General features: G+C 75.8%; 28 protein-coding genes. 15 read left to right on the top strand and 13 right to left on the bottom strand.

Annotated elements, in window-relative coordinates; translation table 11 throughout:
• The first annotated feature begins 400 nt into the window (after positions 1-400).
• Entirely contained in the window at positions 401-685 is a 285-nt protein-coding gene (locus tag MY520_RS14915) for a DUF4333 domain-containing protein (RefSeq protein WP_436693022.1), read from the top strand.
• 15 nt (positions 686-700) lie between these two features.
• Here the strand turns inward: MY520_RS14915 and MY520_RS14920 are convergent, their stop codons facing one another.
• A complete protein-coding gene (locus MY520_RS14920; RefSeq protein ID WP_436693136.1) occupies positions 701-1,618 on the bottom strand; it encodes a 5'-3' exonuclease in 918 nt (305 codons plus the stop codon).
• A 72-nt stretch (positions 1,619-1,690) separates the two neighbouring features.
• On the opposite strand from MY520_RS14920, the gene MY520_RS14925 reads away from it, so the two are divergent.
• From MY520_RS14925 to MY520_RS14935, 3 genes are read left to right on the top strand one after another with little or no spacing between them, the layout of a single operon-like run.
• The gene (locus MY520_RS14925) at positions 1,691-2,830 is read left to right on the top strand and encodes a M24 family metallopeptidase (RefSeq protein ID WP_436693138.1); all 1,140 of its coding nucleotides are present in this window, start codon (positions 1,691-1,693) and stop codon (positions 2,828-2,830) included.
• Positions 2,805-3,302: an Lrp/AsnC family transcriptional regulator gene (locus tag MY520_RS14930; protein WP_436693023.1), complete on the top strand. Its 498-nt coding sequence runs from the start codon at positions 2,805-2,807 to the stop codon at positions 3,300-3,302. Before MY520_RS14925 ends, MY520_RS14930 begins: the two co-directional genes overlap by 26 nt.
• 51 nt (positions 3,303-3,353) lie before the next feature.
• The gene (locus MY520_RS14935) at positions 3,354-4,964 is read left to right on the top strand and encodes an Rv2578c family radical SAM protein (protein ID WP_436693025.1); all 1,611 of its coding nucleotides are present in this window, start codon (positions 3,354-3,356) and stop codon (positions 4,962-4,964) included.
• Between the two features lie 10 nt (positions 4,965-4,974).
• On the opposite strand, the gene MY520_RS14940 is transcribed toward MY520_RS14935, so the two are convergent.
• Positions 4,975-5,820 (bottom strand): hypothetical protein, encoded by an 846-nt coding sequence (locus MY520_RS14940; protein ID WP_436693027.1) that lies wholly within the window; start codon positions 5,818-5,820, stop codon positions 4,975-4,977.
• Between the two features lie 240 nt (positions 5,821-6,060).
• Between MY520_RS14940 and MY520_RS14945 the strand changes: the two genes are divergently transcribed.
• Entirely contained in the window at positions 6,061-7,260 is a 1,200-nt protein-coding gene (locus tag MY520_RS14945) for a glutamate--cysteine ligase (protein WP_436693029.1), read from the top strand.
• 53 nt (positions 7,261-7,313) lie between these two features.
• On the top strand, positions 7,314-8,186 hold the full coding sequence (locus MY520_RS14950) for a lysophospholipid acyltransferase family protein (protein WP_436693031.1): 873 nt from the start codon (positions 7,314-7,316) through the stop codon (positions 8,184-8,186).
• A gap of 10 nt (positions 8,187-8,196) precedes the next feature.
• Here MY520_RS14950 and MY520_RS14955 read toward each other — a convergent pair whose 3' ends face one another.
• On the bottom strand, positions 8,197-8,727 hold the full coding sequence (locus MY520_RS14955) for a GNAT family N-acetyltransferase (protein WP_436693033.1): 531 nt from the start codon (positions 8,725-8,727) through the stop codon (positions 8,197-8,199).
• A 58-nt stretch (positions 8,728-8,785) separates the two neighbouring features.
• A complete protein-coding gene (locus MY520_RS14960) occupies positions 8,786-10,186 on the bottom strand; it encodes a KamA family radical SAM protein (RefSeq protein ID WP_436693035.1) in 1,401 nt (466 codons plus the stop codon).
• Between the two features lie 100 nt (positions 10,187-10,286).
• Here MY520_RS14960 and MY520_RS14965 point away from each other — a divergent pair, with 100 nt between their 5' ends.
• The 8 genes from MY520_RS14965 to MY520_RS15000 all read left to right on the top strand — a co-directional run bounded on the left by MY520_RS14965 (position 10,287) and on the right by MY520_RS15000 (position 19,109).
• Positions 10,287-11,324: an L-erythro-3,5-diaminohexanoate dehydrogenase gene (locus MY520_RS14965; RefSeq protein ID WP_436693037.1), complete on the top strand. Its 1,038-nt coding sequence runs from the start codon at positions 10,287-10,289 to the stop codon at positions 11,322-11,324.
• A complete protein-coding gene (locus MY520_RS14970; RefSeq protein WP_436693039.1) occupies positions 11,321-12,835 on the top strand; it encodes an amidohydrolase in 1,515 nt (504 codons plus the stop codon). The genes MY520_RS14965 and MY520_RS14970 overlap by 4 nt, the downstream gene beginning before the upstream one ends.
• Before the next feature lie 79 nt (positions 12,836-12,914).
• Positions 12,915-14,504: a lysine 5,6-aminomutase subunit alpha gene (locus tag MY520_RS14975; RefSeq protein ID WP_436693041.1), complete on the top strand. Its 1,590-nt coding sequence runs from the start codon at positions 12,915-12,917 to the stop codon at positions 14,502-14,504.
• Positions 14,497-15,273, top strand: coding sequence for an OAM dimerization domain-containing protein (locus MY520_RS14980; protein ID WP_436693042.1), 777 nt, complete (start codon positions 14,497-14,499; stop codon positions 15,271-15,273). Before MY520_RS14975 ends, MY520_RS14980 begins: the two co-directional genes overlap by 8 nt.
• Positions 15,270-15,677 carry a hotdog domain-containing protein gene (locus MY520_RS14985; RefSeq protein ID WP_436693044.1) on the top strand — a complete coding sequence of 136 codons (408 nt, stop codon included), beginning with the start codon at positions 15,270-15,272 and terminating at the stop codon, positions 15,675-15,677. The genes MY520_RS14980 and MY520_RS14985 overlap by 4 nt, the downstream gene beginning before the upstream one ends.
• 491 nt (positions 15,678-16,168) lie before the next feature.
• Positions 16,169-17,767, top strand: coding sequence for an apolipoprotein N-acyltransferase (gene lnt, locus MY520_RS14990; protein ID WP_436693046.1), 1,599 nt, complete (start codon positions 16,169-16,171; stop codon positions 17,765-17,767).
• Positions 17,764-18,549, top strand: a complete 786-nt coding sequence (locus MY520_RS14995) for a polyprenol monophosphomannose synthase (protein ID WP_436693048.1) — start codon at positions 17,764-17,766, stop codon at positions 18,547-18,549. The genes lnt and MY520_RS14995 overlap by 4 nt, the downstream gene beginning before the upstream one ends.
• Positions 18,550-18,590: 41 nt before the next feature.
• Positions 18,591-19,109, top strand: a complete 519-nt coding sequence (locus MY520_RS15000) for an FxsA family protein (protein ID WP_436693050.1) — start codon at positions 18,591-18,593, stop codon at positions 19,107-19,109.
• 154 nt (positions 19,110-19,263) lie between these two features.
• Here the strand turns inward: MY520_RS15000 and MY520_RS15005 are convergent, their stop codons facing one another.
• From MY520_RS15005 to MY520_RS15030, 6 genes are all read right to left on the bottom strand, one after another.
• Positions 19,264-19,608: an RNA polymerase-binding protein RbpA gene (locus tag MY520_RS15005; protein ID WP_436693051.1), complete on the bottom strand. Its 345-nt coding sequence runs from the start codon at positions 19,606-19,608 to the stop codon at positions 19,264-19,266.
• Between the two features lie 181 nt (positions 19,609-19,789).
• Positions 19,790-20,527 (bottom strand): thymidine kinase, encoded by a 738-nt coding sequence (locus MY520_RS15010; protein WP_436693053.1) that lies wholly within the window; start codon positions 20,525-20,527, stop codon positions 19,790-19,792.
• Positions 20,524-21,870 (bottom strand): MFS transporter, encoded by a 1,347-nt coding sequence (locus MY520_RS15015; protein ID WP_436693055.1) that lies wholly within the window; start codon positions 21,868-21,870, stop codon positions 20,524-20,526. The genes MY520_RS15010 and MY520_RS15015 overlap by 4 nt, the downstream gene beginning before the upstream one ends.
• A gap of 130 nt (positions 21,871-22,000) precedes the next feature.
• Positions 22,001-22,897, bottom strand: a complete 897-nt coding sequence (locus tag MY520_RS15020) for a lysophospholipid acyltransferase family protein (RefSeq protein WP_436693057.1) — start codon at positions 22,895-22,897, stop codon at positions 22,001-22,003.
• Entirely contained in the window at positions 22,894-23,670 is a 777-nt protein-coding gene (locus MY520_RS15025; RefSeq protein ID WP_436693059.1) for a glycerophosphodiester phosphodiesterase, read from the bottom strand. Before MY520_RS15025 ends, MY520_RS15020 begins: the two co-directional genes overlap by 4 nt.
• A gap of 34 nt (positions 23,671-23,704) precedes the next feature.
• A complete protein-coding gene (locus MY520_RS15030) occupies positions 23,705-24,919 on the bottom strand; it encodes a MalY/PatB family protein (RefSeq protein WP_436693061.1) in 1,215 nt (404 codons plus the stop codon).
• 86 nt (positions 24,920-25,005) lie between these two features.
• On the opposite strand from MY520_RS15030, the gene MY520_RS15035 reads away from it, so the two are divergent.
• Positions 25,006-25,422 carry a hypothetical protein gene (locus MY520_RS15035; protein WP_436693063.1) on the top strand — a complete coding sequence of 139 codons (417 nt, stop codon included), beginning with the start codon at positions 25,006-25,008 and terminating at the stop codon, positions 25,420-25,422.
• A 12-nt stretch (positions 25,423-25,434) separates the two neighbouring features.
• On the opposite strand, the gene MY520_RS15040 is transcribed toward MY520_RS15035, so the two are convergent.
• The 3 genes from MY520_RS15040 to MY520_RS15050 all read right to left on the bottom strand — a co-directional run bounded on the left by MY520_RS15040 (position 25,435) and on the right by MY520_RS15050 (position 26,758).
• Positions 25,435-25,671, bottom strand: coding sequence for a hypothetical protein (locus tag MY520_RS15040; RefSeq protein ID WP_436693065.1), 237 nt, complete (start codon positions 25,669-25,671; stop codon positions 25,435-25,437).
• A gap of 470 nt (positions 25,672-26,141) precedes the next feature.
• Positions 26,142-26,516 carry a type II toxin-antitoxin system VapC family toxin gene (locus MY520_RS15045; RefSeq protein ID WP_436693067.1) on the bottom strand — a complete coding sequence of 125 codons (375 nt, stop codon included), beginning with the start codon at positions 26,514-26,516 and terminating at the stop codon, positions 26,142-26,144.
• Complete coding sequence (locus MY520_RS15050) at positions 26,513-26,758, bottom strand: type II toxin-antitoxin system Phd/YefM family antitoxin (protein ID WP_436693069.1); 246 nt, start codon at positions 26,756-26,758, stop codon at positions 26,513-26,515. Before MY520_RS15050 ends, MY520_RS15045 begins: the two co-directional genes overlap by 4 nt.
• Positions 26,759-26,909: the final 151 nt, after the last annotated feature.

Genomic DNA, 26,909 nt, shown 5'->3' on the forward strand with positions numbered 1-26,909 from the left:
ACAATCTCCTGCGCCGCCGTGACCGGCTGTCACGGGGCTCGAGTTCGGACCGGGAGCGACGATGACCAACCCACCGCAGGGTGGTGACCAGCCGGGGCAGTACGGCCGGCCCGGTCCCTACGGACCGCCCCCGCCGCCGGGACCCTACGGCCAGCAGCCTCCGTACGGTCAGCAGCCCCCCTACGGTCCGCCGCCCGGGCCGTACGGCCGGCCCGGTCCGGAGTACGGGCAGCCCGGTCCGCAGTACGGGCAGCCGGGTCCGTACGGGCCGCCGGCCTACGGGCCGCCCGGCTACCCGCCCGCCCAGCCCGGCTACGGCCAGCCGGGCCCCGGGCCTGGCCCCGGGCCGGGCCGGCCCCCGTTCGGGGGCCCGGCTCCGCGGAGGTCACGCCTCCGCCTCGTGCTCGGCCTGGTCACCCTGGGCGCCCTGCTCGTCCTCGCGGTGGTGCTGGCCCGGGTCCTCGGCGACACCGTCCTGGACGCGTCGGCCGTCGAGCGCGACGTCGCGGCGCAGTTCGAGCAGCGCGAGGGGGTGGCGATCGACCTCGACTGCCCGGCGGAGATGACGGTCGAGCCCGACGCCGTCTACGAGTGCACCGGCACCACGGCCGACGACGAGGACGTGACCCTGCAGATCCGGATCACCAACGTGGTCCTCGCCGAGTACACCTGGGACGAGGTCTGAGCCGACGGCACCGGCTCAGGCGAGGGCGTCGGCCGGCCAGCCCAGGGCGGCGCCCAGCCGCTTGACCGACGACTCCAGGCCGTGCGCGGCCGCCAGGGACGCCAGCGCGTCGGGATCGGCCGGCCGGCGGGGCAGCTCGTCGTCGAGCGGGGGCAGGTCGATGTCGCGGGCGACGGCGACCACGACCGGCGCGGCGTCGAGGTAGGCAGCGCCGGCGTGCAGCTTCTTGAGGACGGCGGCGGTCAGCGGCGCCTTGGCGACGACGGCCCGCGCGGCCGCCGCCCGGATGCCGGCCAGGTCGCCGAACGCGCAGATCAGCGCCGCCGCGGTCTTCGCGCCGATCCCGGCCACGCCGGGCAGCCCGTCGCTGGGGTCGCCCCGCAGGACGGCGAAGTCGGCGTAGGCCCGGCCGGGGATGCCGTACTTGGCGGTCACCGCCGCCTCGTCGACCCGCTCGATGTCGGTGATGCCCCGCGCGGTGTAGAGGACCCGCACCCGCCGCTCGTCGTCGACCAGCTGGAACAGGTCCCGGTCGCCGGTGACCACGTCGACCGGGCCCTCGGCGCGGGTGGCGAGCGTGCCGATGACGTCGTCGGCCTCGTAGCCCGGGGCCCCGACCCGGGCGATCCCGGCCGCCGCGAGCACCTCGGCGAGCACCGGCACCTGCGGGCCGAGCTCGTCGGGCACCTCCTCGCCGCCCTCGGGCGCGACGCGGTGCGCCTTGTAGGAGGGCAGCGCCTCGACGCGGAAGGCCGGCCGCCAGTCGTCGTCCCAGCAGGCGACCAGCCGCGCGGGCCGGTGCGCGGTGACCAGCCGGGCGGTCATGTCGAGGAAGCCGCGGACGGCGTTGACCGGTCGGCCGTCGGGCGAGGTGATGCTGGTCGGCACGCCGTAGAACGCGCGGAAGTAGAGGCTGGCCGCGTCCAGCAGCATCGTCGTCACAGCCCGCGACCGTAACGGCCGGGAGCGATCCCGGTGCGCGTGGATAGTCTGCGATCCGTGCCGATGTCCTCCCCGCCCGGACCGCTGGTGACCGCCGACCGCGCGCAGACCGCCCGCGCGGTGGCCGACGAGCTCGGGATCGACCTGCTGGTGGTGACGCCGGGGTCGGACCTGCGCTACCTGTGCGGCTACAACGCCCACGCCATGGAGCGGCTCACCGCGCTGGCGGTGCCGCGGCGGGGCGAGCCGTTCCTCGTCGTCCCGCGGCTGGAGGCGCCGATGGTCGGCGCCGGCCCGGCCGGCGGCCTCGGGCTGGAGGTGCTGGCCTGGGACGAGACCGACGACCCGTTCGCGCTGCTGGCCGCCACCGCCACCGCCCGGCTGGGCGGCGCGCCGGCGCGGGTGGCGGTGGGCGCGCGCACGTGGGCCGAGCACGCGCTCGGCGTCCAGCGGGCGCTGTCGGGTGCGGCGCTGGAGCTGGCCGGCCCGGTCGTCGACCGGCTGCGGATGGTGAAGACGGCGGCCGAGGTCACCGAGCTGGCGGCCGCCGGCGCGGCCATCGACCGGGTGCACGCGCGGATGGGGGAGTGGCTGCGGGTGGGCCGCACCGAGGCGGAGGTGGGCGCCGACATCGCCGCGGCGATCCTCGCCGAGGGCCACGTGGGCGTGGACTTCACCATCGTCGGCTCCGGGCCGAACGGCGCCAGCCCGCACCACGAGGTCTCCGACCGGGTGATCGGGGCCGGCGAGCTGGTCGTCGTCGACATCGGCGGGGAGACCGCGACCGGCTACCGGTCGGACTGCACCCGCACCTACGCGGTCGGGGCGCCGCCGGACGGCGAGGTCGCCGAGTGGTACGCCGTCCTGCAGGAGGCGCAGCGCGCCGCCACCGCCGCCGTCCGGCCGGGGGTGACCGCCGAGCAGGTGGACGCCGCCGCCCGCGACGTCATCGCCGCCGCCGGGTGGGGGGAGTACTTCATCCACCGCACCGGGCACGGCATCGGCCTGGACACCCACGAGGCGCCCTACATCGTGACCGGCAACGACCTGCCGCTGGTGCCGGGGATGGCCTTCTCCGTGGAGCCGGGCATCTACCTGCCGGGCCGCTGCGGCGCCCGGATCGAGGACATCGTCGTCTGCACCCCGGACGGTGTCGCCACCCTCAACGAGGGTCCCCGTGACCTCGTCACCCTCGCCGGCTGAGGGCGGCGGCGGGGGCTCGGTGCCCCCGCCCGCCTCCGCCGACGTCGACCGGGTGCTGCTGGCGGCGCTGGCCCGGGACGGCCGGGCCAGCTACACCGAGCTCGCCGAACGGGTCGGCCTGTCGGTGTCGGCGGTGCACCAGCGGGTGCGCCGGCTGGAGCAGCGGGGGCTGATCACCGGCTACCACGCCACGATCGACGCCGCCTCGCTGGGACTGGGGCTGACCGCGTTCGTCTCGATCACGCCGATCGACGTCGCCCAGCCCGACGACGCCCCCGCCCGGCTGGCGCACCTGACCGAGATCGAGGCCTGCCACTCGGTGGCCGGGGTGGAGAGCTACATCCTCAAGGTGCGGGTGCCCTCACCCGACGCGCTGGAGGCGCTGCTGCAGAAGATCCGCGCGGCGGCCAACGTCACCACCCGCACCACCGTGGTGCTGTCGACCTTCTACGAGGACCGCCCGCCGCTGTAGGACCCGCGCGCCCACTGGACACCGGTTCGAACGCGTGTTCGGATGGGCGGCATGCGGTGGGACGCCCAGCGGCTGGATGCCGCCGAGTCGGCCACGCTGCCCGGGATGCCCACGACGCGGGGCCTGCTGCGCAGCGTGCAGGTGCCGGAGTTCCCCGGCGTGACCTTCCACGAGGTGCGCAGCAAGAGCGCGCTCAACGAGGTGCCCGGTCCGTCGCCCATGCCGTTCCGCTGGACGATCAACCCCTACCGGGGCTGCACCCACGCCTGCGTGTACTGCCTGGCCGGCGACACGCTCGTGCTGATGGCCGACGGCGGGCAGGTGCCGATCGCCGACCTGCGCGTGGGGGACCGGATCGTCGGCACCGAGCAGCGGGGGAGCCACCGGCGCTACGTGACGACGGAGGTGCTCGCGCACTGGTCGACGGCCAAGCCGGCCCACCGGGTGCGCCTGGCCGACGGGACCGAGGTGGTCGCCAGCGGCGACCACCGCTTCCTGACCGGCCGCGGCTGGACGCACGTCACCGGTGCGACGGCCGGCCGGGGCCGCCGTCCGCACCTCACCACCGACGACGAGCTGCTGGGCCCCGGCCGCTCGCTCGCCCTGGTCGGGGTCGCCGCGGCCGCGGGCGCCGGCCGCCCGCGGCGGATCCTCGGCACGCGGGTCGGTGGGGGACCGGACCTGCGGGTCGTGGACGTGGCGGACCTCGGCGTCGAGTTGCCGATGTTCGACATGACGACCGGCACCGGCGACTTCGTCGCCAACGGCGTGGTCAGCCACAACTGCTTCGCCCGGGGGACGCACCAGTGGCTGGAGCTCGACACCGGCCGGGACTTCGACACCCAGGTGGTCGTCAAGCGCAACCTGGTCGACGTGCTGCGCCGCGAGCTGGCCCGGCCCTCGTGGCGCCGGGAGCACGTGGCGCTGGGCACCAACACCGACCCCTACCAGCGGGCCGAGGGGCGGTACCGGCTGATGCCCGGCGTGATCGCGGCGCTGGCCGGCTCGGGCACCCCGTTCTCGATCCTGACGAAGGGCACCCTGCTGCGGCGGGACCTGCCGCTGCTGGCCGCCGCGGCGCGGGACGTGCCGATCGGCCTCGGGGTGTCCCTGGCGATCCGCGACGACGAGCTGCACGCCTCGCTGGAGCCCGGCGTGCCCAGCGCGCGGGCGCGGCTGGAGCTGGTGCGGGCGATCACCGACGCCGGGCTGCCGTGCGGGGTGTTCCTCGCCCCGGTGCTGCCCGGGCTGACCGACCGCCTCGCCGACCTCGACGCGACGCTGGCGGCGATCGCCCAGGCCGGGGCCGGCGGGGTCACCGTGGTGCCGCTGCACCTGCGCCCCGGGGCCCGGGAGTGGTTCTCGGCCTGGCTGGCCCGGGAGCACCCGCAGCTGGTGCCGCGCTACCGGCAGCTGTACCGGCGGGGCGCGTCGGTGGCTCCGGAGTACCGGCGCTGGCTGGCCGGGCGGGTGGCGCCGCTGCTCGCGGCGCACGGGCTGGACCGGCAGGCCGGCGGGGCGGCCCGCGGGGTGTCGCCCGCCGGCGGCATCCCCGGCGACGAGGACTCGGAGTTCCCGGCCGGCAGCCTCCCCGCCGGGCCGGCCCCGGTGGGTGCCGCCGACCCGGCGGGAGAGGGTCCGGAGCAGCTGGCGTTGATCTGAGCGTGGCGGGTCAGCCGGCCAGCCGCGCCGAGCGGGCGACGGTGCGCAGGGCACGCACCGCTCCCCGGGCGGCGACCGGGGGAGCGCCGGCGGCCAGCGCGAGCCGGCGGAAGGAGTCGTAGGAGAGGGTCAGGTAGACCGCGGCCAGCTCCTCGGCCTGCGCCCGGCGGGAGGGCGGCGCGGTCAGCCGCAGGTGGTGGGCGGTGCGGACGGCGTGCTTGGCGAACGTCACCTGCAGCGCCTGGGAAGACAGCCGACCGCCGACCGCCGAGGCCGTCCCCGGGCCGCGGCGCAGCGCGGGCAGCACCCACGGGCTGGCGGCGAGGACGGGGAACCGCGCGCGGCTGGTCTCCCAGGCGTGCCAGGCCGCGACCGCGCCGGGCACCGACCACTCCCCGTCGTCGGTGTGCACCAGCAGCCGGCGTGCCGTGGCGTGCACCTGGTCGCGGCGCAGCGACCGGAACTGTCCCACCGGCGCCGGCCAGTGCAGCGCCAGCGCGCACCAGGCCACGGTGCGCAGGTGTTCGGGGGCCTCGCTGCGGATCTCGGTGAGCGGCCGCAGGTCCAGGTGCGGCGGCTCCGGCTCGGGGGTCGGCACCGACGGCAGCGCCACGCCGCCGTAGCGGGCGACCTTGCTGTACAGGGCGACGGTGGCCGGCTTCCAGCCGCGGGCGGCGGCGATCGGCGTCAGCCCGTCCTCGGCCAGCTGGTCGGGCCCGAGGCCGAGCTCGAGGGCGGCGTCGACCAGCCGGTGCCACTGCGGCTCATAGCCCTCGGGCGCGCGCAGGCGGCGCCAGGACCGCGCCGGGGGAGGAGCCGGCATCGACGGCAGCGCGGGCTGCCACCCACCCGTCATGACCGAATTCTACCGTTATCCCCAACAAATCGGCACCCCCTCGTTCGTGGTCAATTGCCGAAGGTGACCGGCCGGCGCCTCCGGCGCCGGATCGATGACCGCGGGGGCCTGCGTGGCGGCACGACCAGGGGGTACGGGACCAGCGGGACCGTATCCGAACAGGCCGATGGCTGTTGGGGATAACGGTAGAATGTGCCGCTTCACCGCGCGGAGCCGGGCCGCACTGGTGACCATGACCGGGTGCGGACCGTGGGCGTGGAGGAAGAACTGCTCGTCGTCGACCCCACCGGCCGCCCCGTCCCGCGCGGACCGGCCGCCCTGGAGGTGGCGGCGCGGCGGGGCGAGGGCGAGACGGTCGCCGAGCACGACCGCGCCGACCGGGCCGGAGGGGAGCCCGACCGGCGGCCCGCCGATGATGCCGCAGCGCCGGCGGGCGACAGCGGCGACGCGCGGGGCGGCCTGGTCCCCGAGCTCAAGGCCCAGCAGCTGGAGTTCGCCACCCGCGTCTGCGCCGACCTGGCCGACGTCACCACCGACCTGCGGTACTGGCGCCGACGGGCCGACGCCGCCGCCCGCGCCGTCGGCGCCCGGGTCGCCGCGCTGGCCAGCTCACCGGTCCGCGTCGAGCCGGTGACCACGCCGGGGGACCGCTACGAGGAGATGACCGACACCTTCGGCCTGACCGCCCTCGAACAGCTGACCTGCGGCTGCCACGTGCACGTCGCGGTCGACGGCGACGAGGAGGGCGTCGCCGTCCTCGACCGCATCCGGATCTGGCTGCCGGTGCTCACCGCGCTGACCGCCAACTCGCCCTTCTGGCTGGGCCGCGACAGCGGGCACGCCAGCTTCCGGTCGCAGGCGTGGAGCCGCTGGCCCTCCTCCGGCCCCACCGAGCTGTTCACCGACGCCGCGCAGTACCACCGGCTCATCGAGCAGCTGGTCGCGACCGAGACGATCGTCGACACCGGGATGGTCTACTTCGACGCCCGGCTGTCCGAGCGCTGGCCCACCGTCGAGGTCCGGATCGCCGACGTCGCCCTGCGCGTCGAGGACGCCGTCACCCTGGCCGGCCTGGTCCGCGGGCTGGTGGACACCGCGGCCGCGGAGTGGCGGTCCGGGGTCCCGGCGCCCGACGTGCGCAGCGAGGTGGTCCGGGTGGCCGCGTGGCGGGCCGGCCGCTCCGGGCTGACCGGCGACCTCGTGCACCCCGGCACCGGCCGCCCCGCACCCGCGGCCGAGGTGCTGGCGGCCCTGCTCGAGCACGTCCGGCCGGCGCTGGCCGACGCCGGCGACGAGCAGCGGGTCACCGCCGGCGTCGCCGAGGTCCTGCGCCGGGGCACCGGGGCGGACTTCCAGCGCCGCGTGCACGAGGCGACCGGCGACCTGGCCGCGGTGGTGCGCGCCGCCGTCGAGGAGACGCACGCCGGACCGGGCCGGTGAGGTCGCGCGCAGGGTCCGCAGCGGCGTCCCGGAGCGCCGGTTATCGTCCCGCCATGCACACCGCCAGCTGGCGCGACGTCGTCCGGAGGGACCTCTTCGGAGCCCGGCCCCCCGTCCGGGACCGGCCCTACCGGCTGGTCATCCGGGTGGCGCTGATCATCTTCCGGCTGCTCCGCTTCCAGTTCGACGTCCGCGGGTCCCAGCACGTGCCCGCGACCGGCGGCGCGATCATCTGCAGCAACCACGTCAGCTACCTGGACTTCACCTTCCTGGGGCTGGCCGCGCTGCCGCAGCAGCGGCTGGTGCGGTTCATGGCGAAGGCGTCGGTGTTCCACCACCGCTTCTCCGGGCCCTTCATGCGCGCCATGCAGCACATCCCGGTCGACCGCCGGGCCGGCGCCGCCGCGTTCGAGTCCGCCGTCCGCGCGCTCAAGGACGGCCACGTCGTCGGCGTCTTCCCCGAGGCCACGATCAGCAGCAGCTTCATGGTCAAGGACCTCAAGGCCGGCGCCGCCCGCATGGCCGTCGACGCCGGCGTCCCGGTCATCCCGGCCGCGGTGTGGGGCGGGCAGCGGGTGGCCACCAAGGGGCACCCGGTCGACCTCAAGCGGAACGTCCCGATCACGGTGATCCTGGGCGAGCCGATCGTCCCCGGGCCGGGGGAGAAGACCCAGCAGCTGCTCAGACGGGTCCGCGCGGCGATGGAGGAGCTGGTCGAGGAGGCCCAGCGCACCTATCCCGCGCAGCCGGCCGGCCCCGAGGACCGCTGGTGGCTGCCGGCGCACCTCGGCGGCACCGCGCCCACCCCGGAGGAGGCCGAGCAGCTCGACCACCACGACGTCCGCGGCACCGCCACCAAGGGCCACCGCCCGCACCCGGTGGTCCGGGTCAAGGCGATGTGGGCCCGCCGCCGCGCCTCCCGCTGACCGCTGGCTGTCAGTCGACCACCGCGGGCGCCATCAGCCGGAACACCTCGAGTTCGACGTCGTACCACCGCCGCATGCGGCCCAGCGGCTCCATCGCCAGCCGGCGGCACACCGCCAGGGACGGCACGTTGCCCGGCCGGACGACGGCGTAGACCTCGGGCAGCCCGGCGGCGAACCCGCGGTCGATCACCGCCCGGGCGGCCTCGGTGGCGTAGCCGTGCCCCCAGCAGTCCGGGTGCAGGTGCCAGCCGACCTCCACCTCGCCGACGCCGCCCGGCAGCGGCTTGAGCAGCACCGTGCCGGCGACCACGCCGGTTCCCGAGACCTCGACCGCCCAGACGCCGGCCCGCGCGCCGGAGGCCGACACCGCCGCCCAGCGCGCCACCAGCTCGACCGGCGTCACCGAGGGCCGGCCGCCCAGCCAGCGGGTGACCTCGTCCCGGCCGTACAGGTCCAGCAGCCGGGCCAGGTCGTCGCGGCGGGTGCTCCAGGGCCGCAGCCGCAGCCGGGCGGTGCACAGTTCGGCGCCGGCGGCCTCCATCCGCTCTGCCTACCGCCGGGGCCCCTCCCCGGCCACCCGGAGGGCCCGGTAAGCCCCATCAGTCGGCGAGCGAGGCGATCCGCGAGGCGGCGGCGGCCCGGTCGGCGGCCACCGGGTCCACACCCCGCGCCGCCCACCACGCCCGGCCGCTCTCCGGCAGCGTGGCGATCGGGTCGTAGTAGGTGTAGCGGCGGTCGAGGGCGTCCTCGTCGGCGCGCTCGATGCCGGTGCGGTAGTTCTTCGTCCAGTAGCTGATGCCGCGCTCGCGGTCGTACTCGGCGACCTGGTGCACCCAGCGCTTGCCGACGTAGGGCACGTCGCACACGATGCGCGGCGTCGCGAAGCCGGGCAGGTAGCCCATGATGTCGTGCTGCAGGGTCTGCGCCTGCGCCAGCGACACCCGCCAGTGCTCGGCGCTGGGCACCATGTCGCACATGTAGAAGTAGTAGGGCGTGATGCCGGCGCCGTCGAGCAGCGCGAAGCACAGGTCCAGCAGCGCCGGCGCGGTGGTGTTCACCCCGCGCAGCAACACGCCCTGGTTGCGGACGTCGCGCACCCCGGCCGCCAGCATCGCCCGCGCCGCCTCGGCCACCAGCGGGGTCACCTGCTGCGCCGCGTTGACGTGGGTGTGCACCGCGAGGGAGACCCCGCGGGCGCGGGCCGTGGCCGCCAGCCGGGCCATCCCCGCGACGACGTCGTCCTGCAGCCAGTGCTGCGGCAGCCCCATGAGCGCCTTGGAGGCCAGCCGGATGTCGCGGACCGACTCGATCTCCAGCAGCCCGGCGACGAACGCCTCCAGGCTCCGGAACGGCAGGTTGGCCACGTCGCCGCCGGAGACGACGACGTCCCGGACGCCGGGCGTGGCCCGCAGGTGGTCCAGCATCGCGCTCTGCCGGTCGACCGGCTTGAGCGCGAACCGCAGCTTGGCCACGGCGGGGGTGGAATTGCCGACCAGGTCCATCCGGGTGCAGTGACCGCAGTACTGCGGGCAGGTGGACAGCAGCTCGGCCAGCACCTTGGTGGGGTAGCGGTGGGTGAGCCCCTCGACCGCCCACATCTCGTGCTCGTGCAGCGAGTCCCGGGCGGCGTAGGGGTGGCTGGCGGCGTCGCCGGGCAGCCGGTCCGAGGCCACCGGGAGCATGTAGCCCCGCACCGGGTCGGCCAGCATCGCCGCGGTCGTGGGCACGGCGCCCGGCACCATCGTGTTGAGCATCTGCGGCGGCAGCAGCAGCGACATCGTGGCGCGGCCGGCCTGGTCGGCCTCGACGTCGGCGTAGAACGCCTCGTCGAGCAGGTCGCCGTAGACCCCGCGCAGCTGCCGGACGTTCTTCGCGCAGTGCGCCCGCTGCCACTGCGCGCTCCGCCACTGCTCCGCGGTCACGTCGGCGAAGCCGGGCAGCCGCCGCCAGTCGGGCTCGGCCAGCTCACGGGCGGTGTACTCGTAGGGCTGTTCCAGCACGGTCGGCGCCTCCTCGGTTCCCGCTGTCGAGCGGACCATACGGGAGGATCTTCGGCCAAACCGGCGTTTCGCGCTAGGTTGTGCAGCGATGAGGGCCCACATGGCAACAGACGTGTCGTGGACGCGGCGCGCGCTCGGGGTGCACCGCGTGCTCGAGCCGGCCGGTGCGCTGCCGCAGGCCGCCCACCGGCTGCACGCCGACCCGGCGATCGGGCCGGACGAGGTGCGCCTCGCGGTACAGCGACTGAACCTCGACGCCGCCTCCTTCCGTCAGTTGTCGGAGGCCTGCGGCGGGGACGGCGCCGCGGTCCGCTCCGCGGTGGAGGGGATCGTGGCCGCCCGGGGCAAGATGCAGAACCCGGTCACCGGCTCCGGCGGGATGCTCCTCGGCGTGGTCGACGCCGTGGGGGAGGCGTCGCCGCTCGGGCTGGCGGTCGGCCAGCGGGTGGCCACGCTGGTCTCGCTCACCCTCACCCCGCTGGCGCTGCCGCACGGCCTGCCCGACTGGGACGGCCGCAGCGAGCAGGTCCCCGCCGCGGGGACGGCGATCCTCTTCGCCCGCTCGATCGCCGCCGTCCTGCCCGACGACCTGCCCGACGCCGTCTCCCTCGCCGTCCTCGACGTGTGCGGGGCGCCGGCCGCCACCGCGCGGGTGGTGGCGCGGTCGGCGGCCCGGTCGGTCGTCGTCCTGGGGGCGGCGGGCAAGTCCGGCTGCCTGAGCCTGGCCGCCGCCCGCGCGGCCGGCGCTCCCGAGCTCACCGGGCTGGTCCGCGACGAGCGGGAGGCCGCGGCGCTGTCCGCGGCCGGGCTGGCCGACCGCGTGGTGGTCGCCGACGCCACCGACCCGCTGGCCGTGGCCGAGGCGGTGGGGGAGCCGGCCGCGGTGACCGTCGTCTGCGTGGACGCGCCCGGCGCCGAGCACGGAGCCGTCCTCGCCACGGCCGACGGGGGCACCGTGGTCTTCTTCTCCATGGCGACGTCGTTCGCGCAGGCGGCGCTCGGAGCGGAGGGGATGGCGGCGGACGTGACCATGCTGATCGGCAACGGCTACACGCCGGGGCACGCGGCCCTGGCCCTGGACCTGTACCGGTCCACCCCGGGCGTCCGGGCGCTGATCGACCCGCGGGTGAGGGCATGAGCCTGCTGTTGACCGGCGTGACGGTGGGGGACCGGCCGGGGCGGGCGGTGCGGGTGGAGGACGGCCGGATCGCCTGGCTGGGCGACGCCGCCGACGCCGCGCCGGCCGACCGGGTGGTGGCGGGGGAGGGATCCCTGCTCACGCCCGCCTTCGTCGACGCCCACGTGCACGCCACGGCCACCGGCCTGGCGCTGACCGGCCTCGACCTCCACTCGAGCCTGAGCCTCCAGGCCGCCGTCGCGGCCGTGGCGGCGCACGCCGGCGGCGCCGGGCAGGACATCGTCCTCGGCACCGGGTGGGACGAGACCGGCTGGCCGGAGGCGCGCGGGCTCACCCGGCACGACCTGGACGGCGTCGTCGGCGACCGGCCGGCCTACCTGGCCCGGGTCGACGTCCACTCCGCCACCGTCTCCACCGCGCTGCTGGATCGGGTGCCGGGGATCGCCGGCCTGCCCGGCTTCTCCGCGGACGGCCGGCTGCGGCTGGACGCCCACCACGCGGCCCGGCGGGCCGCCTACGGCGCCGTCGACGCCGGGCAGCGCCGCACCGCGCAGCGGGCCGCCCTCGCCGCGGCCGCCGCCCTCGGGATCGGCAGCCTGCACGAGATGGCCGGCCCGGAGGTCTCCGGTGCCGAGGACCTCGCCGGTGTGCTGGAGGTGGCCGCCGGGCAGCCCGGCCCGCTGGTGCTCGGGTACTGGGGGGAGCTGAGCGAGCGCGGCGGGCTGGACCTGGTCGGCGAGCTGGGGCTGGCCGGGGCCGGCGGAGACCTGTTCTGCGACGGCGCGTTCGGCTCGCACACCGCGGCGCTGAGCGCGCCCTACACCGACCGGCCGGACACCGCGGGCAGCCTGCGCTTCGAGACGGCGTCCCTCGTCGAGCACGTCCGCGCCTGCACGCTGGCCGGGGTCCAGGCCGGGTTCCACTGCATCGGGGACGCCGCCGTCGAGCAGGTGCTCACCGCCGTCGGCGCCGTCGTCGACGAGCTGGGCCGCGCGCCGGTGCGGGCCTGCCGGCACCGGCTGGAGCACGTGGAGATGGCGGGGCCGTCGGCGGTGACCCGGATGGCCGACTGGGCGATGGTGGCCAGCGTGCAGCCGGCGTTCGACGCGGCGTGGGGCGGCACCGACGGCATGTACGCCGAGCGGCTGGGTCCGGACCGCGCGCCGGCCTGCAACCCGTTCGCCGACCTCTCCGACGGCGGGGTCGCTCTCGCGCTGGGCAGCGACGCCCCGGTCACCCCGATGGACCCGTGGGGCGGGGTGCACGCCGCCGTCGACCACCGCACGCCCGGGTCGGGGCTGCGGCCGTTCGACGCCTTCGACGCGGCCACCCACGGCGGCTGGCACGCCGTCCGCCGCGAGCACCGGGACGGTCCGCTGGCCGTCGGCGCGCCGGCCACCCTGGCGCTGTGGGCGACGGACCGCACCCTGTCCGGCGTCCTCGCCGAACGGGTCCGGCCGGAGTGCCGGCTGCTCCTCGTCGACGGCGACCCGATCGGAGCCCTGTCATGACCGCCGTTCCGGACTCTCGGCGCGGAAAGTCCGGGGACGAGGCGGACTTTCGGCGCGGAAAGTCCGGGGGAGGAGTGCGATGAACCGGCTGGAGCTGGACCCGGGGCTCGTGGCGCGGGCGCGGGCGCTCGCCGGCCGCGCCGCCGAGCCGGTGGTCGACCTCGCCCGGCGGCACACCACCGTCTCGGTGGAGCGGGCGGTGCTGCGGCTCGCCGGCCTCACCGGCACCGACCCGGTCACCGGCGACGGGGTGGTCACCGACCGCGTTCCGTGGGTGAACCGGGTGGTGGACGCCGTCCGCGAGCAGGTGGGCCTGGAGTCCGGCGTCGCGCTGCCGGTCTGGCACGCCCTCGCCGCCGGTTCCGCGCCGGACCTTCCGGCGCTCGCCGAGCAGGTCGGCGCGGGGACGGCGCGGTTCACCGTGCCCACCGGCGCCGACGCCGAGCGCGCCCGGGACGCCGCCCGCGCGGCCGTCGCGACCGGCATCGCCCGCATCGACGTCAACCGCCGGCGCCGCGAGGAGCTGGTGGCGACCCTCGGCGACCCGCCGCGGCGGCCCTGGATCTACCTGATCGTGGCCACCGGCGACATCCACGAGGACATCCCGCAGGCGCAGGCCGCCGCCCGCGCCGGCGCCGACGTCATCGCCGTCATCCGCTCCACCGGGCAGTCGCTGCTGGACTACGTGCCCGAGGGCGCCACCCGCACCGGGTACGCGGGCACGTACGCCACCCAGGAGAACTTCCGGCTGATGCGGGCCGCGCTGGACGACGTCGGCACGGAGCTGGGCCGCTACGTGCGCCTCACGAACTACGCCAGCGGGCTGTGCATGCCCGAGATCGCCGTCCTGGCCGGCCTCGAGCGGCTGGACATGATGCTCAACGACGCGATGTACGGGATCCTCTTCCGCGACATCAACCCGCAGCGCACCTTCGTCGACCAGCGGTTCAGCCGGATGGTGCACGCCCGCGCCGGGATCATCATCAACACCGGCGAGGACAACTACCTCACCACCGCCGACGCCGTCGACGAGGCGCACACCGTCACCGTCAGCCAGCTGCTCAACGAGACCCTCGCGCACGAGGCCGGGCTCGCGGACTGGCAGCTCGGGCTGGGCCACGCCTTCGAGATCGACCCGGACCGGCGCGAGTCCTTCCGGCTGGAGCTGGCGCACGCGATGCTGGCCCGCGCGCTGTTCCCCGACGCGCCGCTGAAGTGGATGCCGCCGACCAAGCACATGACCGGCGACGTCTTCCGCGGCTACCTGCTGGACGGCTTCTTCAACCTCGCCGGGGCGCTCACCGGCCAGGGCATCCTGCTGGTGGGGATGATGACCGAGGCCGTCGTCACCCCGTGGCTGTCCGACCGCGACCTGGCGCTGCGCAACGTCCGGTACGTGCTGGACGCCGCCGGCGGGCTGGTCGAGGACTTCGCGCCCCCGAAGGGCGGCTTCATCGACCGGCGCGCGCACACCGTGCTCACGGAGGCGGTCCAGCTGCTGGAGCGGATCGCCGGCGAGGGCCTGCTCGAGGCGATCGCGGACGGGACCTTCGGCATCACGAAGCGGCCCCCGGACCGCGGCAAGGGCCTCGACGGCGTCGTCCGGCTGGCGCCCGACGCGTACAACCCGGCGCTGGAGCTGCTGGAGCGGGAGGTGGCCCGTGCCTGAGCAGGGCCGACGTGGCCACGACGGCCCTCCGGGGACCGTGATCCGGCCGTACGGCGACACGACCGGCGACGGGATGGTCCAGCTGTCGTTCACCCTGCCCGTCAGCCCCGGACCGCGGGCGGAGGGCGCGGCGCTGCAGCTCGCGCAGAAGATGGGCATCGAGCCGGCGATGGTCGTGCACAGCCACGGGATCGGCGGCGACTTCACCTTCCTCGTCGTCTACGGCAGCGTCCGGCACCTGGTCGACCTGGACGCCGTGCAGGTCGAGGAGCGCGCCTATCCGCTGCTGGCGCCGGCGGAGGTGAACGGGGCGATCCGCGCCGGCCTGCGCCGCAAGCTCGTCGTCCTCGGCGCCTGCATCGGCACCGACGCGCACACCGTCGGCATCGACGCGATCCTCAACCTCAAGGGCTTCGCGGGGGAGAAGGGTCTGGAGTACTACCGGGAGCTCAGCGTCGCCAACCTCGGCGCGCAGGTCAGCGTGCCGGAGCTGGTGGCACGGGCCCGGACCGAGCGGGCCGACGCCGTCCTCGTCTCCCAGGTGGTCACGCAGAAGGACGCCCACCTGCGGAACACCCGCGAGCTGGCCGCCGCCTTCCGCGAGGCGATGGGGGAGGCCCGGCCCCTGCTCGTCGTCGGCGGCCCGCGCTTCGACCAGGCGATGGCCGCCGACCTCGGCGTCGACAAGGTCTTCGGCCGGGGGACGACGCCCGGCGAGGTCGCCAGCTACCTCGTGTCCGCCCTCGTCCCCACTGGAGCCGCAGCATGAGCGACGACGACCCCCGCCTGGGGCTGACCGTCACCCACCGCCGGTACGTGCCGTACGCGCACGCCCACTACGGCGGGTCGCTGGTCGACGGCGCCTACACCCTGGGCCTGTTCGGCGACGTCGCCACCGAGGTCGCCATCGTCATGGACGGCGACGAGGGCCTGCTGGCCGGCTACTCCGAGGTCCGCTTCCTCGGGCCGGTGCGGGCCGGCGACGTCCTGGAGGCCACCGCGGAGGTGGTGCGGATCGGCCGCCGCAGCCGTGAGCTGCGCTGCACCGCCCGGGTGGTGGCACGCGCCGAGCCCGAGCGGGGGCCGTCCGCGGCCGGCGTGCTGGGCGAGCCGGTGACCGTCGTCGAGGCCACTGCCACGCTCGTCGTCCCGGGGCCAGCAGGCACGCCGTAACGAAGAGGTCACAACTCGTCACGGACCTCTCCGAGGGCTTCGATCCCGTCGGCGCACTCCTTACAGTCGCTGCAGTACCACTCCGGGAGCACCGGCACGTGCTCTCCCGGACCAGTCGCGCGGGCCCCCCGGCCGTGCGGACGGCGAGCCGCCGCCCGCACCCCGGGTCGAGGGGGCCGGTGGCTGCCCGGGGGACCGCGGGCCGGGCACCCGGCGCAGACCGACCCGGCCCGCACCACCAGACAACGGCCGGCCGATCGCCGCCAGCGACCGGTCGTGCCGGCCCGAAGGTGCGGCGCCCGTGGTCCGGACGGCGCCGGCGCGACCGAGACGACCGGCACGGACGACGGACCGCCCCCGCGCGGAGCCGCCGGCCCGCTCCGGGATGGGATGCTGGGCTCGACCGCGGCAACGGTGCCGGCGGTCGGGGCCCCGTCCGACCGGCGCGGGGCCGGCAGTGCGCGGGAGCGCCGGGTGCACGGGAGGCGACGGTGGGATCGGTCGCCCCGGGCACCCTGGAGCGCTCCGCCGAGGCACCGCGCCCCACGTCCCGCACCCGCCGCCTCCGCCTGCCGTGGCGGACCCTGCTCGCCGCCGCCGGCGGGCTGCTGCTGCTGCTCGCCTTCCCCGGTTGGTCCGTCGTCGCCCTCGCCCCGCTGGGGCCCGCCGCGCTGGCGCTCGCCGTCCACGGCCGGCGCGCCCGCTCCGGGGCCTGGCTGGGCCTGGTGTTCGGCTTGGCCTTCTTCGTCCCGCTGCTGTCGTGGAGCGGCATCTACGTCGGCTCGCTGCCCTGGCTGGCGCTGGCCGGCTGGGAGGCGCTGCACCTGGCCGTGCTCGGCGCCGCCACCGCCGCCACCTCCCGGCTGCGGCTGTGGCCGCTGTGGGCTGCCGCCCTGTGGGTCGCCGACGAGGCGGTGCGCGGCCGGTTCGTGCTCGGCGGGTTCCCCTGGGGGCGGCTGGGGACCAGCCAGACCGAGGGGCCGTTCCTGTCGCTGGCCGCCTACGGCGGGGTGCCCCTGGTCAGCTTCGCCGTCGCGCTCACCGGCACCCTGCTCGCCGCCGCCCTGGTGGCGCTGACCCGGTCCGGGCGGCGCCGCGGCGCCCTCGCGATGGCCGGGGCGGTCGCCGTGCCCCTGCTGGGCTGGCTGGCCTGGCTGCCGCTGCCCGGTCCCTCGTTGACCGAGGGCGGGCCGACGCGGACCGTCGCGGTGATCCAGGGCGACGTCCCGCAGCCCGGGCTGGAGTTCAACGAGCGCCGCCGGGCCGTCCTCGACAACCACGTCACCGGCACGGTCGAGCTCGCCGAGGCGGTGGCGGCGGGGGAGCGGCCGCAGCCCGACGTCGTCATCTGGCCGGAGAACAGCTCCGACATCGACCCCTACCTCAACGAGGACGCCGCCCGCGCCATCAGCCGGGCGGCCGCGGCGATCGACGCGCCGATCCTGGTCGGCGCCGTCGTCGACGGGCCCGGCCGGTTCATCAGCAACACCGGCATCGTCTGGGACCCCGAGGACGGGCCGGGTGACACCTACGTCAAGCGCCACCCGGTGCCCTTCGGCGAGTACGTGCCCGCCCGGGACTTCTTCCGGCTGTTCAGCGACAAGGTGGACCTGATCCGGCGGGATTTCGTGCAGGGCGGCGAGGTCGGCCTGCTGGACGTCGGCGGCGCGCGGGTCGGTGACCTCATCTGCTTCGAGGTGGTCTACGACGGCCTGGTGCGGGACGTCGTCACCGCAGGCGCCGGGATGATCGTCGTCCAGACCAACAACGCCACCTTCGGCTACACCGACGAGAGCGAGCAGCAGCTGGCCGCCAGCCGGCTGCGCGCGGTCGAGTTCGGCCGCACCGTGGTCGTCGCCGCCACCAGCGGCGTCTCGGCGATCGTCGCCCCCGACGGCTCCCTGGCCGCCCGGTCGGGGCTGTTCGAGCCGGCCGTCTTCGTCGAGGACATCGCCCAGCGGGACTCCGCCACGGTCGCCCAGCGGCTGGGGGCGGCACCGGAGTGGGCGCTCACCGCACTCGGCGCGGGGGCGCTGCTGGCCGTCGTCGTCCCGGCGCTGCGCCGGCGCTCCCGGCGGAGCACCGCATGAGCGGCGTGCTGGTCGTCGTCCCCACCTACGACGAGGTGCAGAACCTCGAGCCGATCCTCGACCGGCTGCACCGCAGCCGGCCCGACGCGCACGCGCTCGTCGTCGACGACGGGTCGCCGGACGGCACCGGCGAGCTGGCCGAGAAGCTGGCCGCCCGGGACCCGCGGGTGCACGCGCTGCGGCGGACCGCGAAGAGCGGCCTCGGCCCGGCCTACGTCGCCGGCTTCCGCTGGGGCCGGGCGCGCGGGTACGACGTCCTCGTCGAGATGGACGCCGACGGCTCGCACCACCCCGAGCAGCTGCCCGACCTGCTCGCCGCGCTGGCGGACGCCGACCTGGTGCTGGGCTCGCGCTACGTGCCCGGCGGCCGGGTGGAGGACTGGCCCCTGCACCGGCTGCTGCTCTCCCGCGCCGGCAACCTCTGGACCCGGTGGGCGCTGCGGCTGCCGCTGGCCGACGCGACCGGCGGCTACCGCGCCGTCCGGGGCGGGCTGCTGGACCGGCTGCCCTTCGACGACGTCGCCAGCCAGGGCTACTGCTTCCAGGTCGACTGGGCCTGGCGGGCGGTCCGCGCCGGCGCCCGCGTGGTCGAGGTGCCCATCACCTTCACCGAACGGCGGTACGGCCGGAGCAAGATGAGCGGCTCGATCGTTGGAGAGGCGTTGGTACGGGTCACCTGGTGGGGCCTGCAGGACCGGCTGGCCGATCGGCTGCCGGGCCGGGTCCGCCGCCCCGTGCCGGGACGGGTCCGCGACGGCGGGCGGTCATCCGCGGTCCGGTAGGCGGGCCGGGGCCGCTCGATCCGGGTGGGCCGAGGAGAGCCGTGGGTCGCCGCGTGCGCTTGCTGGCCGGGCTGCTGGCCCTGGCCGAGGTCGTCGTCTTCGTGCTGGTCGCGCAGTGGATCGGGGTCGGCTGGACGCTGCTGGCCGCCCTGGCCACCAGCGCCCTGGGTTGGGCGCTGCTCGCGCGGCAGGGCACCCGCGCGCTGACCGAGCTGCGGGAGCGGGCCCGGGAGCGCCGGCCGTCGGTCCGGGCCGTCGGTGACGCCGGCCTGATCGCCGTCGGCGGGCTGCTCATGGTGCTGCCCGGCTTCCTGACCGACGTGGTGGGCCTGCTGTGCCTGCTGCCGCCGACCCGGTTCCTGGTGCGCGGGCTGCTCGCCCGGGTGCTCGCCGACCGGCTGCCGGTCGAGCTGCGCGGGCCGGTGCGCGTCCGCAGCCGCCGCGCCCCCGGTGTCCCGTACGCCGCGCCGGAGCCCGGGCGGCCGCTGGTCATCGAGGGCGAGGTCGTGCGCGACGAGGGCGAGGTCGTGCGCGACGCCGACGGGCGCCCGTCGGCCTGAGGGCGGCCACCTCCGCACGCGGAGGCCCGGCCGGTCCGGGGCCCCGGCCTCCTCCACGCCGATCCCCTCCACGCCGATCCCCTCCACGCGGACGGACGCGGAACGGCCCCGGTGGGAACTCCCACCGGGGCCGTTCGCGATCGTGCGCGGGTGCTCAGCTGGCGCGGGTCCGCCGGCCGCGCAGCACCTCGAGGCGCTCGGCGAGGACCTCCTCGAGGTCCTCCACCGACCGACGCTCCAGGAGCATGTCCCAGTGCGTCCGCGGCGGCTTGACCTTCTTGGGGGTCGGCTCGGCGCCGCCGACCAGCTTGGCCGCGGAACCGTCGAACTTGCACTCCCACGTGTCGGGGAGCTCGGCGTCGTCAGCGAAGGGCACCGTGAACAGGTGACCCGAAGGGCACCGGTACTCCGCGTACTGCCGCTCGATCGGCGCGGTGTTCCGCTCGGTCTCGTAGCTCACGCTGCCCAGTCGGCTACCCCGCAGGGAACGCTCGCCCATGGCACACCGTCCTCTCGTGCTGGTGGTGTCGGTCAGAACTCGACGTCGCAGGCAGGAGTACCCACCGGACGGCGCGGTCGAAAGAACCAACGACGGATTTCGCGAAGAGATTCCGCGGAGTCGGTTCCAGATCATCTCATGGGGTGGTATACCGCCCCGCACCCACCCCTCCCGGGGGAGATCAGGGCAGCGCGAGCTGCCCCGGACCGGCCGCCGTCGGGCCCAGCTGGCCCAGCACGTGGTGCCGCCGGCAGAGCACCTGGTAGTGGATCTCGGCGTCCCGCTCGTCGGGCGCCGGGGTCGGCGCGGTGTCGGCGACGACGACCGTCTCGCCCTCGCGCACCATCGCGCCGTCCACCACCCGGGCGTTGAGCAGCCCCGGCAGGCCGCACCAGCAGAGCACCTCCACCTGCACCCGCTGGACGTCGTCGGCCACCTCCAGCAGCCGCTGGGTGCCGGGGAAGAGCCGGGTGCGGAAGTCCGTGGTCAGCCCGAAGGCGTAGACGTCGACGTGCGACTCGTCGACCAGCTCGGCGAGCTGGTCGACCTGCGCGGCGGTGAGGAACTGCGCCTCGTCGACGATCAGGTAGTCGACCCGTGTGCCGCCGGCCCAGCGGTCGCGGACCAGCAGCCGCAGGTCGGCACCGGCGTCCACCTCGATCGCGTCGCGGCGGAGCCCGACCCGGGAGCTGATCCGCGGCGCGCCGGACCGGTCGCCCTGGGTGAGCAGCAGCCCGCGGCGGCCCGCCCGGCTGTGGTTGTGGTCGACCTGCAGGGCCAGCGTCGACTTGCCGCAGTCCATGGGGCCGTGGAAGAAGCGCAGGTGCGCGGGCGCGGGGTGGCGGCGCCGGTCGCCGGCCACGGGCACCGAGGACAGCGCCCGGCCGCTGCGGGCGTCGACGTCCAGGGGTGAGCTCACAGCCGCTCCGGTGGGGTGTTGCCCGCCGCGACGACGGCGCGGCGGATCGGCAGCGCGGCCAGGGCGAGGAAGCCGGCCACGAAGAAGACCACGAGGCTGACGATCGCCAACCGGTAGGAGCCGGTGAGCTGGTAGGTCAGCCCGAAGGCCAGCGGACCGAGCCAGCTGGTGCCGCGGTCGCTGATCTCGTAGAAGCCGTAGTACTCGGCCTCCTTGCCGGCCGGGATGAGCTGGCTGAACAGCGACCGGGACAGCGCCTGGGTGCCGCCCTGCACCAGGCCGATGACCGCGGCCAGGGCGTAGAACTGCCCGGCCGCGCCGGCCTGCAGGAAGAAGGCGGCGATCAGGACGCCGATCCAGGCGACCAGGCTGCCCAGCACGACCCGCTTGGCGCCGTAGCGGGCGGCCAGCCGGCCCAGGCCCAGCGCGCCGGCGATGGCCACCACCTGGACCATGAGGATGGCGCCGGTGAGCACCGACTGGTCCAGCCCCAGCTCCTCGGTGGCGTAGGTGGCCGACAGCGAGATCACCGTCTGGACGCCGTCGTTGTACAGCAGGTAGGCGCCGAGGAACCACAGGGTCAGGGGGAAGGCGCGCATCTCCCGCAGCGTCGTGGCCAGCTGGCGGAAGCCGCTGCGCGGCCGGCCCTCGACGGCGCGGACCGGGCGGTCACGCAGGCGGGACAGCGAGAACAGGGTGAAGGCGCCCCACCACAGGCCGGCGCTGGCCAGGCAGATGCGCACCGCCTCGCCGGTGCTCAGCCCCAGGGACTCCGCGCCGAGCACCAGGCCCAGGTGCACCGCCAGCAGCAGGGCGCCGCCGACGTAGCCGAAGGCCCAGCCGCGGCTGGAGACGGCGTCCCGCTCGTCGGGTCCGGCGAGGTCGGGCAGCCAGGAGTAGTAGACGACGGTCGCCGCGCCGAAGCTGATGTTGGCGACGACGAACAGCAGCGCGCCGAGCAGGTAGCGCCCGTCGGCGACGAAGAACAGGCCGGTGGTCGCCAGGGCGCCCAGCGCGGCGAAGCAGCCGAGCAGCTGCCGCTTGCGGCCGGTCCGGTCGGCGATCGCGCCGGTGAGCGGCAGCACCAGCACCTGCAGGACCACCGACAGGGACAGCACGTAGGAGAACCAGCTGCCGGGCGGGATCGACAGGCCGAGCACCGACAGCCGGCCGTCGGGCCCGGCGGCGTCCTCGGCGACCGACGTCAGGTAGGGCCCGAGGAAGACCGTGGTGACGCTGGTGTTGAACACCGACATCGCCCAGTCGTAGGAGTACCAGCCGAAGCGCTCGCGGCGCAGCGCCCGGTCGGCGGAGGGGGCGGTCGGGTCGGCGGCCGTCGTCACGGGCGCAGGGTGTCAGCCGGGACGGTGACGGTCCAGCACGGGGCGGTGTCAATGGCTCGGCTCCGCACTCGCTCCGCTCCTCGGTCGCTGGCGCTCCCTGCGATGCTCACTCGAGCGTCGCTCTCGCAGGTCACGGGATGTCGTCCGGGACCACGCCGCCCGGGAACGCCGCGGTGGCGTGCGTCGGGCGGGTGGGATCGACGTAGGCCATCCGGTCGGCCGGCTCCCCGGCACGCAGCGGCACGAGACCCCGGGTGATCGCGGCGGCGATGCGGGTGCGGGCGCGGTTGGCGTCCCCGACCCGATCCGGCTGCAGGTCCTCGAAGAACACCGGCGGCCCGATGTGCACCTTGAGCGCCGGCTGCCGCCAGAAGGCGCGCAGCAGGGTGCGCAGCTTGCCCCAGTCGTTCACGTACTGGAGCACCTCGTGCGCGCCCCACTGGCTGACCGGGATCACCGGGACGTCGGCGGCCAGCGCCATGCGGGCCAGCCCCGAGCGGCCGCGCTCGGGCCACCCGTCGGGCGCCAGGCCCACCCGGCCCTCGGGATAGGCGACGACGTGGCCGCCGTGCGCCAGCGCCACCTGGGTCACCCGCAGCGCGTGCTTGGCGACGTCCGTGCCGCGCTCGACCCGGATGCCCCCGGCGCGTTCCAGCAGGGGCCCGGCGATCGGCGAGCGCATGATCCCGCCGGTCGCCATGAACCGCGGCGTCACCCCGGCCTTGTGCATCGCGACCGCCACCACGAACGTGTCGAAGTCGCCGATGTGGTTGGCCGCGAGCAGCAGCGGGCCCTTGAGCCACTCCGGCGGGATCGAGCCGGTGACCTGCAGCCGCCCGAAGATGCTGGGCAGCCAGGAGAACCAGCGCAGCAGGAACCGCCAGAACCACCACGGCGGGGAGGCCGCGATGGCGAGCTCGCGGGCGAACCACTCGGGGTCGTCCGGGCCCACCAGGTGCGCGACGTCCGCGGGCAGGGGCGGCGGTGTGGGCCGCCAGGCCCGGATCCGCGCGCCGAGGCCGCTCACCGGGACACCCACTCCCCGCGCTTCTCCAGCAGCTCGCGCAGCATCGCCGGCCGGTCGGTCATCACGCCGTCGACCCCGAGGTCGAGCATCGTCGTCGCCTCCTCGGGGGTGTCCACGGTCCACACGTGCACCTGCAGGCCCCGGGCGTGCGCGGCGGCCACGAACCGCTCGTCGACCAGCGCCCGGCCGCCGAGCTGCAGCGGCACCTGCGCGCAGCCGGCCTGGATGCGCACCAGCCCGGCCGCGCGGGGGGAGTAGGACGACAGCCGCAGCGCCGCCACGCCCCGGGGCCCCAGCGAGGTGCAGACCGACGGGCCGAACAGCCGGCGGGCCGCGGCGACGCGGGCGTCGGAGAACGAGCCCAGGCAGATGCGGTCCTCGACGTGCACCCGCCGGACGGTGCGGACCAGCGGGGCCAGCACGCCGGCGGCCTTGATGTCGAGGTTGAACCGGATGTCCGGCCACGCGCCGAGCAGCTCCTCCAGCCGGAGGATCGGCTCCCGCCCGCCGATGCGCGCGGTGGCGACCTCCCGCCACGGCAGCTGGTCGACCCGCCCGGTGCGGTCGGTGACCCGGTCGAGGACGGCGTCGTGGAAGACGATCGGCACGCCGTCGGCGGTCACCCGGACGTCGGTCTCCAGGTACCGGTACCCCAGCGCGACGCACGCCTCGAACGCCGGCAGGGAGTTCTCGAGGTGCTCGATGGCGCCGCCGCGGTGCGCCATCGCGATGGGTGTCGGCCCGTCGAGGAAGGCGTACCGGACCGGAACCACGTCGACACGCTAACGCCGGGCGCGGCCGCGCCGGTCAGGGCCTCGCGCCACCCGCCCCACGCACCTCCTGGACCCCGCCCGTCCGGCCGTCGACCGCGGCCGCCATGCGCGCGACGATCCGCTCCAGGACCGGCCGCGGGGTGGCCAGGTTGAGCCGCACGTGCCCGGCTCCCGGCGCGCCGCACTCGGGGCCGTCGACCAGCGCGACGCCCGCCCGGTCGAGGAAGAAGGCGCCGGCCGAGCCCGGCAGCCCGAGCCCGCGGCAGTCCAGCCAGGCCAGGTAGGTGCCCTCCGGCGGGGTCCACCGCACCCGCGGCAGGTGCTCGGCGAGCAGCTCGCCGAGCCGGCGCCGGTTGCCGTCGAGGTAGGCCAGGACGTCGGCCAGCCACGGCCCGCCCCCGGTGTAGGCGGCGGTGGCCGCGAGGACGCCGAGGGTCGAGGCGCCGTGCACGCCGAAGAAGCCCACCCGGGCCCAGTGCTCGACGTCGGCCTCGTTCGACAGGATCAGCTGGGCGGCCTTGAGACCGGGCAGGTTCCACGCCTTGGACGCCGACGTCGCCGTCACGGTGTGCCGCGCGGTGACGGGGGACAGGGCGGCGTAGGGACGGTGCACCGCGCCCGGGTACACCAGCGGCGCGTGGATCTCGTCGGCGAAAACCCGCGCACCGGCCCGCTCGACGACGTCGGCCAGCGCGAGCTGCTCCGCCTCGGTGAACACCCGGCCCAGCGGGTTGTGCGGGTTGGTGTGCACCAGCAGCCCGCCGCCGGCCAGCGCACGGGCGAGGCCGTCGAGGTCGTGGCCGGCCCGGCCGTCCCGCTCGACCATCGGCACCTCGACCAGCTCCCGGCCCAGCAGCCCGGGCACCGACAGGAACGGCATGTAGGCCGGCGTCGGCAGCACCACGGGGGTGCCCGGCGGGGTGAAGTGCTCGATGGCCGCCTGCAGCCCGGCGAGGACGTCGGACAGCGGGGTGATCCACTCCGGCGGCACGGTCCAGCCGTGGCGCTCGGCGTACCAGCCGGCACACGCCCGGGCCATCGCCGTCGCGGCCTCCGGGGTCAGGTAGCCCAGCGCGCCCCGGTCGACCGCCTCGTGCAGCGCCCGGCTGACCTCCGGCGCGGTGCCGAAGTCCATCTCGGCGACGAACGCGCCGATCGCGCTCCCGTACCGCGTCCACTTGAGGCCGCCCGAGGCGCGCAGCACCTCCTCGGTCAGCGCGTCGAACGCCGCCGTCCGCTCGCCGGGCACGGGCGCTCCTCCCTGCCCGGCGGCCGGCTCCGCCGTGTCGGGCGTGTCCCTCGGGTCTGTCGGTGGGGCCGTCTACCGTGCCCTGCGTGGCCAAGCAACTCACCACCCCCGTGACCAACGAGGAGGCGACCGACACCGGCGTGCCCGGCCCCCGCCGGGGGAGTGACGCCGAGCGCCGCTGCGGCTGGTGCCGCCGCGTGCTCCCGAACCAGGGGTCGGTCGGCCGTCCCCGCCAGTACTGCGGGCAGGCCTGCCGCCAGCGGGCCTACGAGCAGCGCTCCGCGACGGCCAAGGCGGGCCTGTCCGGCGACGTCGTGCTCGTCACCCGCGCCGAGCTCGACGGCCTGCAGGACCGGCTGTACCAGCTGCGGTGTGCGCTGGAGGACGTCGCGACCCTGCTGACCGAGCGCCCGACCAAGGCCGAGCTGGAACGCTCACTGGCCGACCTGGTGCGCTCGACCGGCCGCCTCGACCGGCTGTGGGTGTCCGAGCGCGCCGGCTGATCGATCACCGCCTCACTCCGGGTCCTGCTGGTCGTCGTTCTGGTCCTCGTCGGCACCGCCGCCCTGGTCGCTGGTGTCGGGCAGGTTCTCCCGGTCGGACTCCTCCTCGTCCAACTCCTCGTCGGTCCCGCTGTCGTCGGTCGTTCCCTCGCTGGGCGTCGTCGGGGATCCGCAAGCGGTCATCGTCGCGCCGCCGCCGAACAGCGCGAGAGCGGTCATGAGTGCGGCGATGGGGCGTCGGAGTTGCATGTCTCCGACCCTAGGCAGCACGCCGTCGGGCCGCCCGTCGAATCGCTGACCCACCCCTCTTTACGTCACTGTGACGTAATGAGGGGTGGGTCAGCGGTTGGGAGGAGGGTCGGTGCCGACGAGAGCCGGCCGGTCGGCCGATCCCGGCGCAGCGGCTTCAAGATCATCAAAGAGATGGCCGGCTCGGGGGAGCAGTGCACCAGAACCGCCTCCGGGCCCGACGGCGCGGCCGCTCGACCCGACCCGCCGGCCGGGCGTGGTCACGGTGAACGGACCGGGCAGAGGCTCGTGGACGGGTCGGCTGCACGACGACGCGCGTGTGCGCACCGACTGGCGGCCGGGACGACGACCGCCGGGTCGACGGGGTCCCGCAGGCCGCCGGCCCCTTCCGGCGCCTCGATCTGTAGCGCCGATAATGCACATTATGTCAACTTGCACGGCGAGCGCCGGGCGGGGCGGCCCCTCCCCGGCTACGCGAGCACCCGGACGTCGTAGTCGGCGAACCGGCGGTCGGCCGTCACGAGGACCAGCCGGTGGCGCACGGCCTGGGCGATGAGCATCCGGTCGAACGGATCGTCGTGCAGGCGTGGCAGTGCGCCCGCCACGAGTCCGTCCTCGACGGTGATCGGCAGGGTGTCGAACCCCTGCCGCTCGAGTTCCTCGGGCAGGCCGTCCGGGATGGTCAGCTTGCCGCGGGCCGCCTTGATCGCCATCTCCCACGCCGAGGCTGCCGACACCGCGACGGACATCCGCGGGTCCCGGATCGCTTCGGCCATGGCCGGAGTGAGCCGGGCGTCGCCGGCCAGCCACCACAGCAGGACGTGCGTGTCCAGCAGCAGCGTCACGACTCGGCGTCGCCGTGGAACGCGGCCACCAGGTCGTCCGGCGTCTCGTCGAAGTCGTCGGAGATGACGACCCGCCCCCGCCACGCACCGGGCACCCGCGAGTGCGTGGGAGCTCCGACGGGAACGAGCCGGGCGACCGGCCGGCCCGCCCGCGCGATGACGACGTCCTCCCCCTGCTCGACCGCCTCCAGCAGGCGGGACAGGTGTGTCTTCGCCTCGTGGACGTTGACGGTCTGCACCATGCCACCCAGCGTATGACTAAGTCGGACTAAGTCAACCCTGACGTTCGTCCGGGCCCGCGGGGCGCCTGCACGCCGCGCAGGCCGACTCGGCGGCGGGGTCCGGCACACTCCCCCGGTGCCGTCGGTCGTCCGCCCCTCCCCGAGGCGGCCC

Origin of the sequence: Geodermatophilus sp. CPCC 205506 (assembly GCF_051383635.1) — a bacterium.
Lineage (GTDB): Bacteria > Actinomycetota > Actinomycetes > Mycobacteriales > Geodermatophilaceae > Geodermatophilus.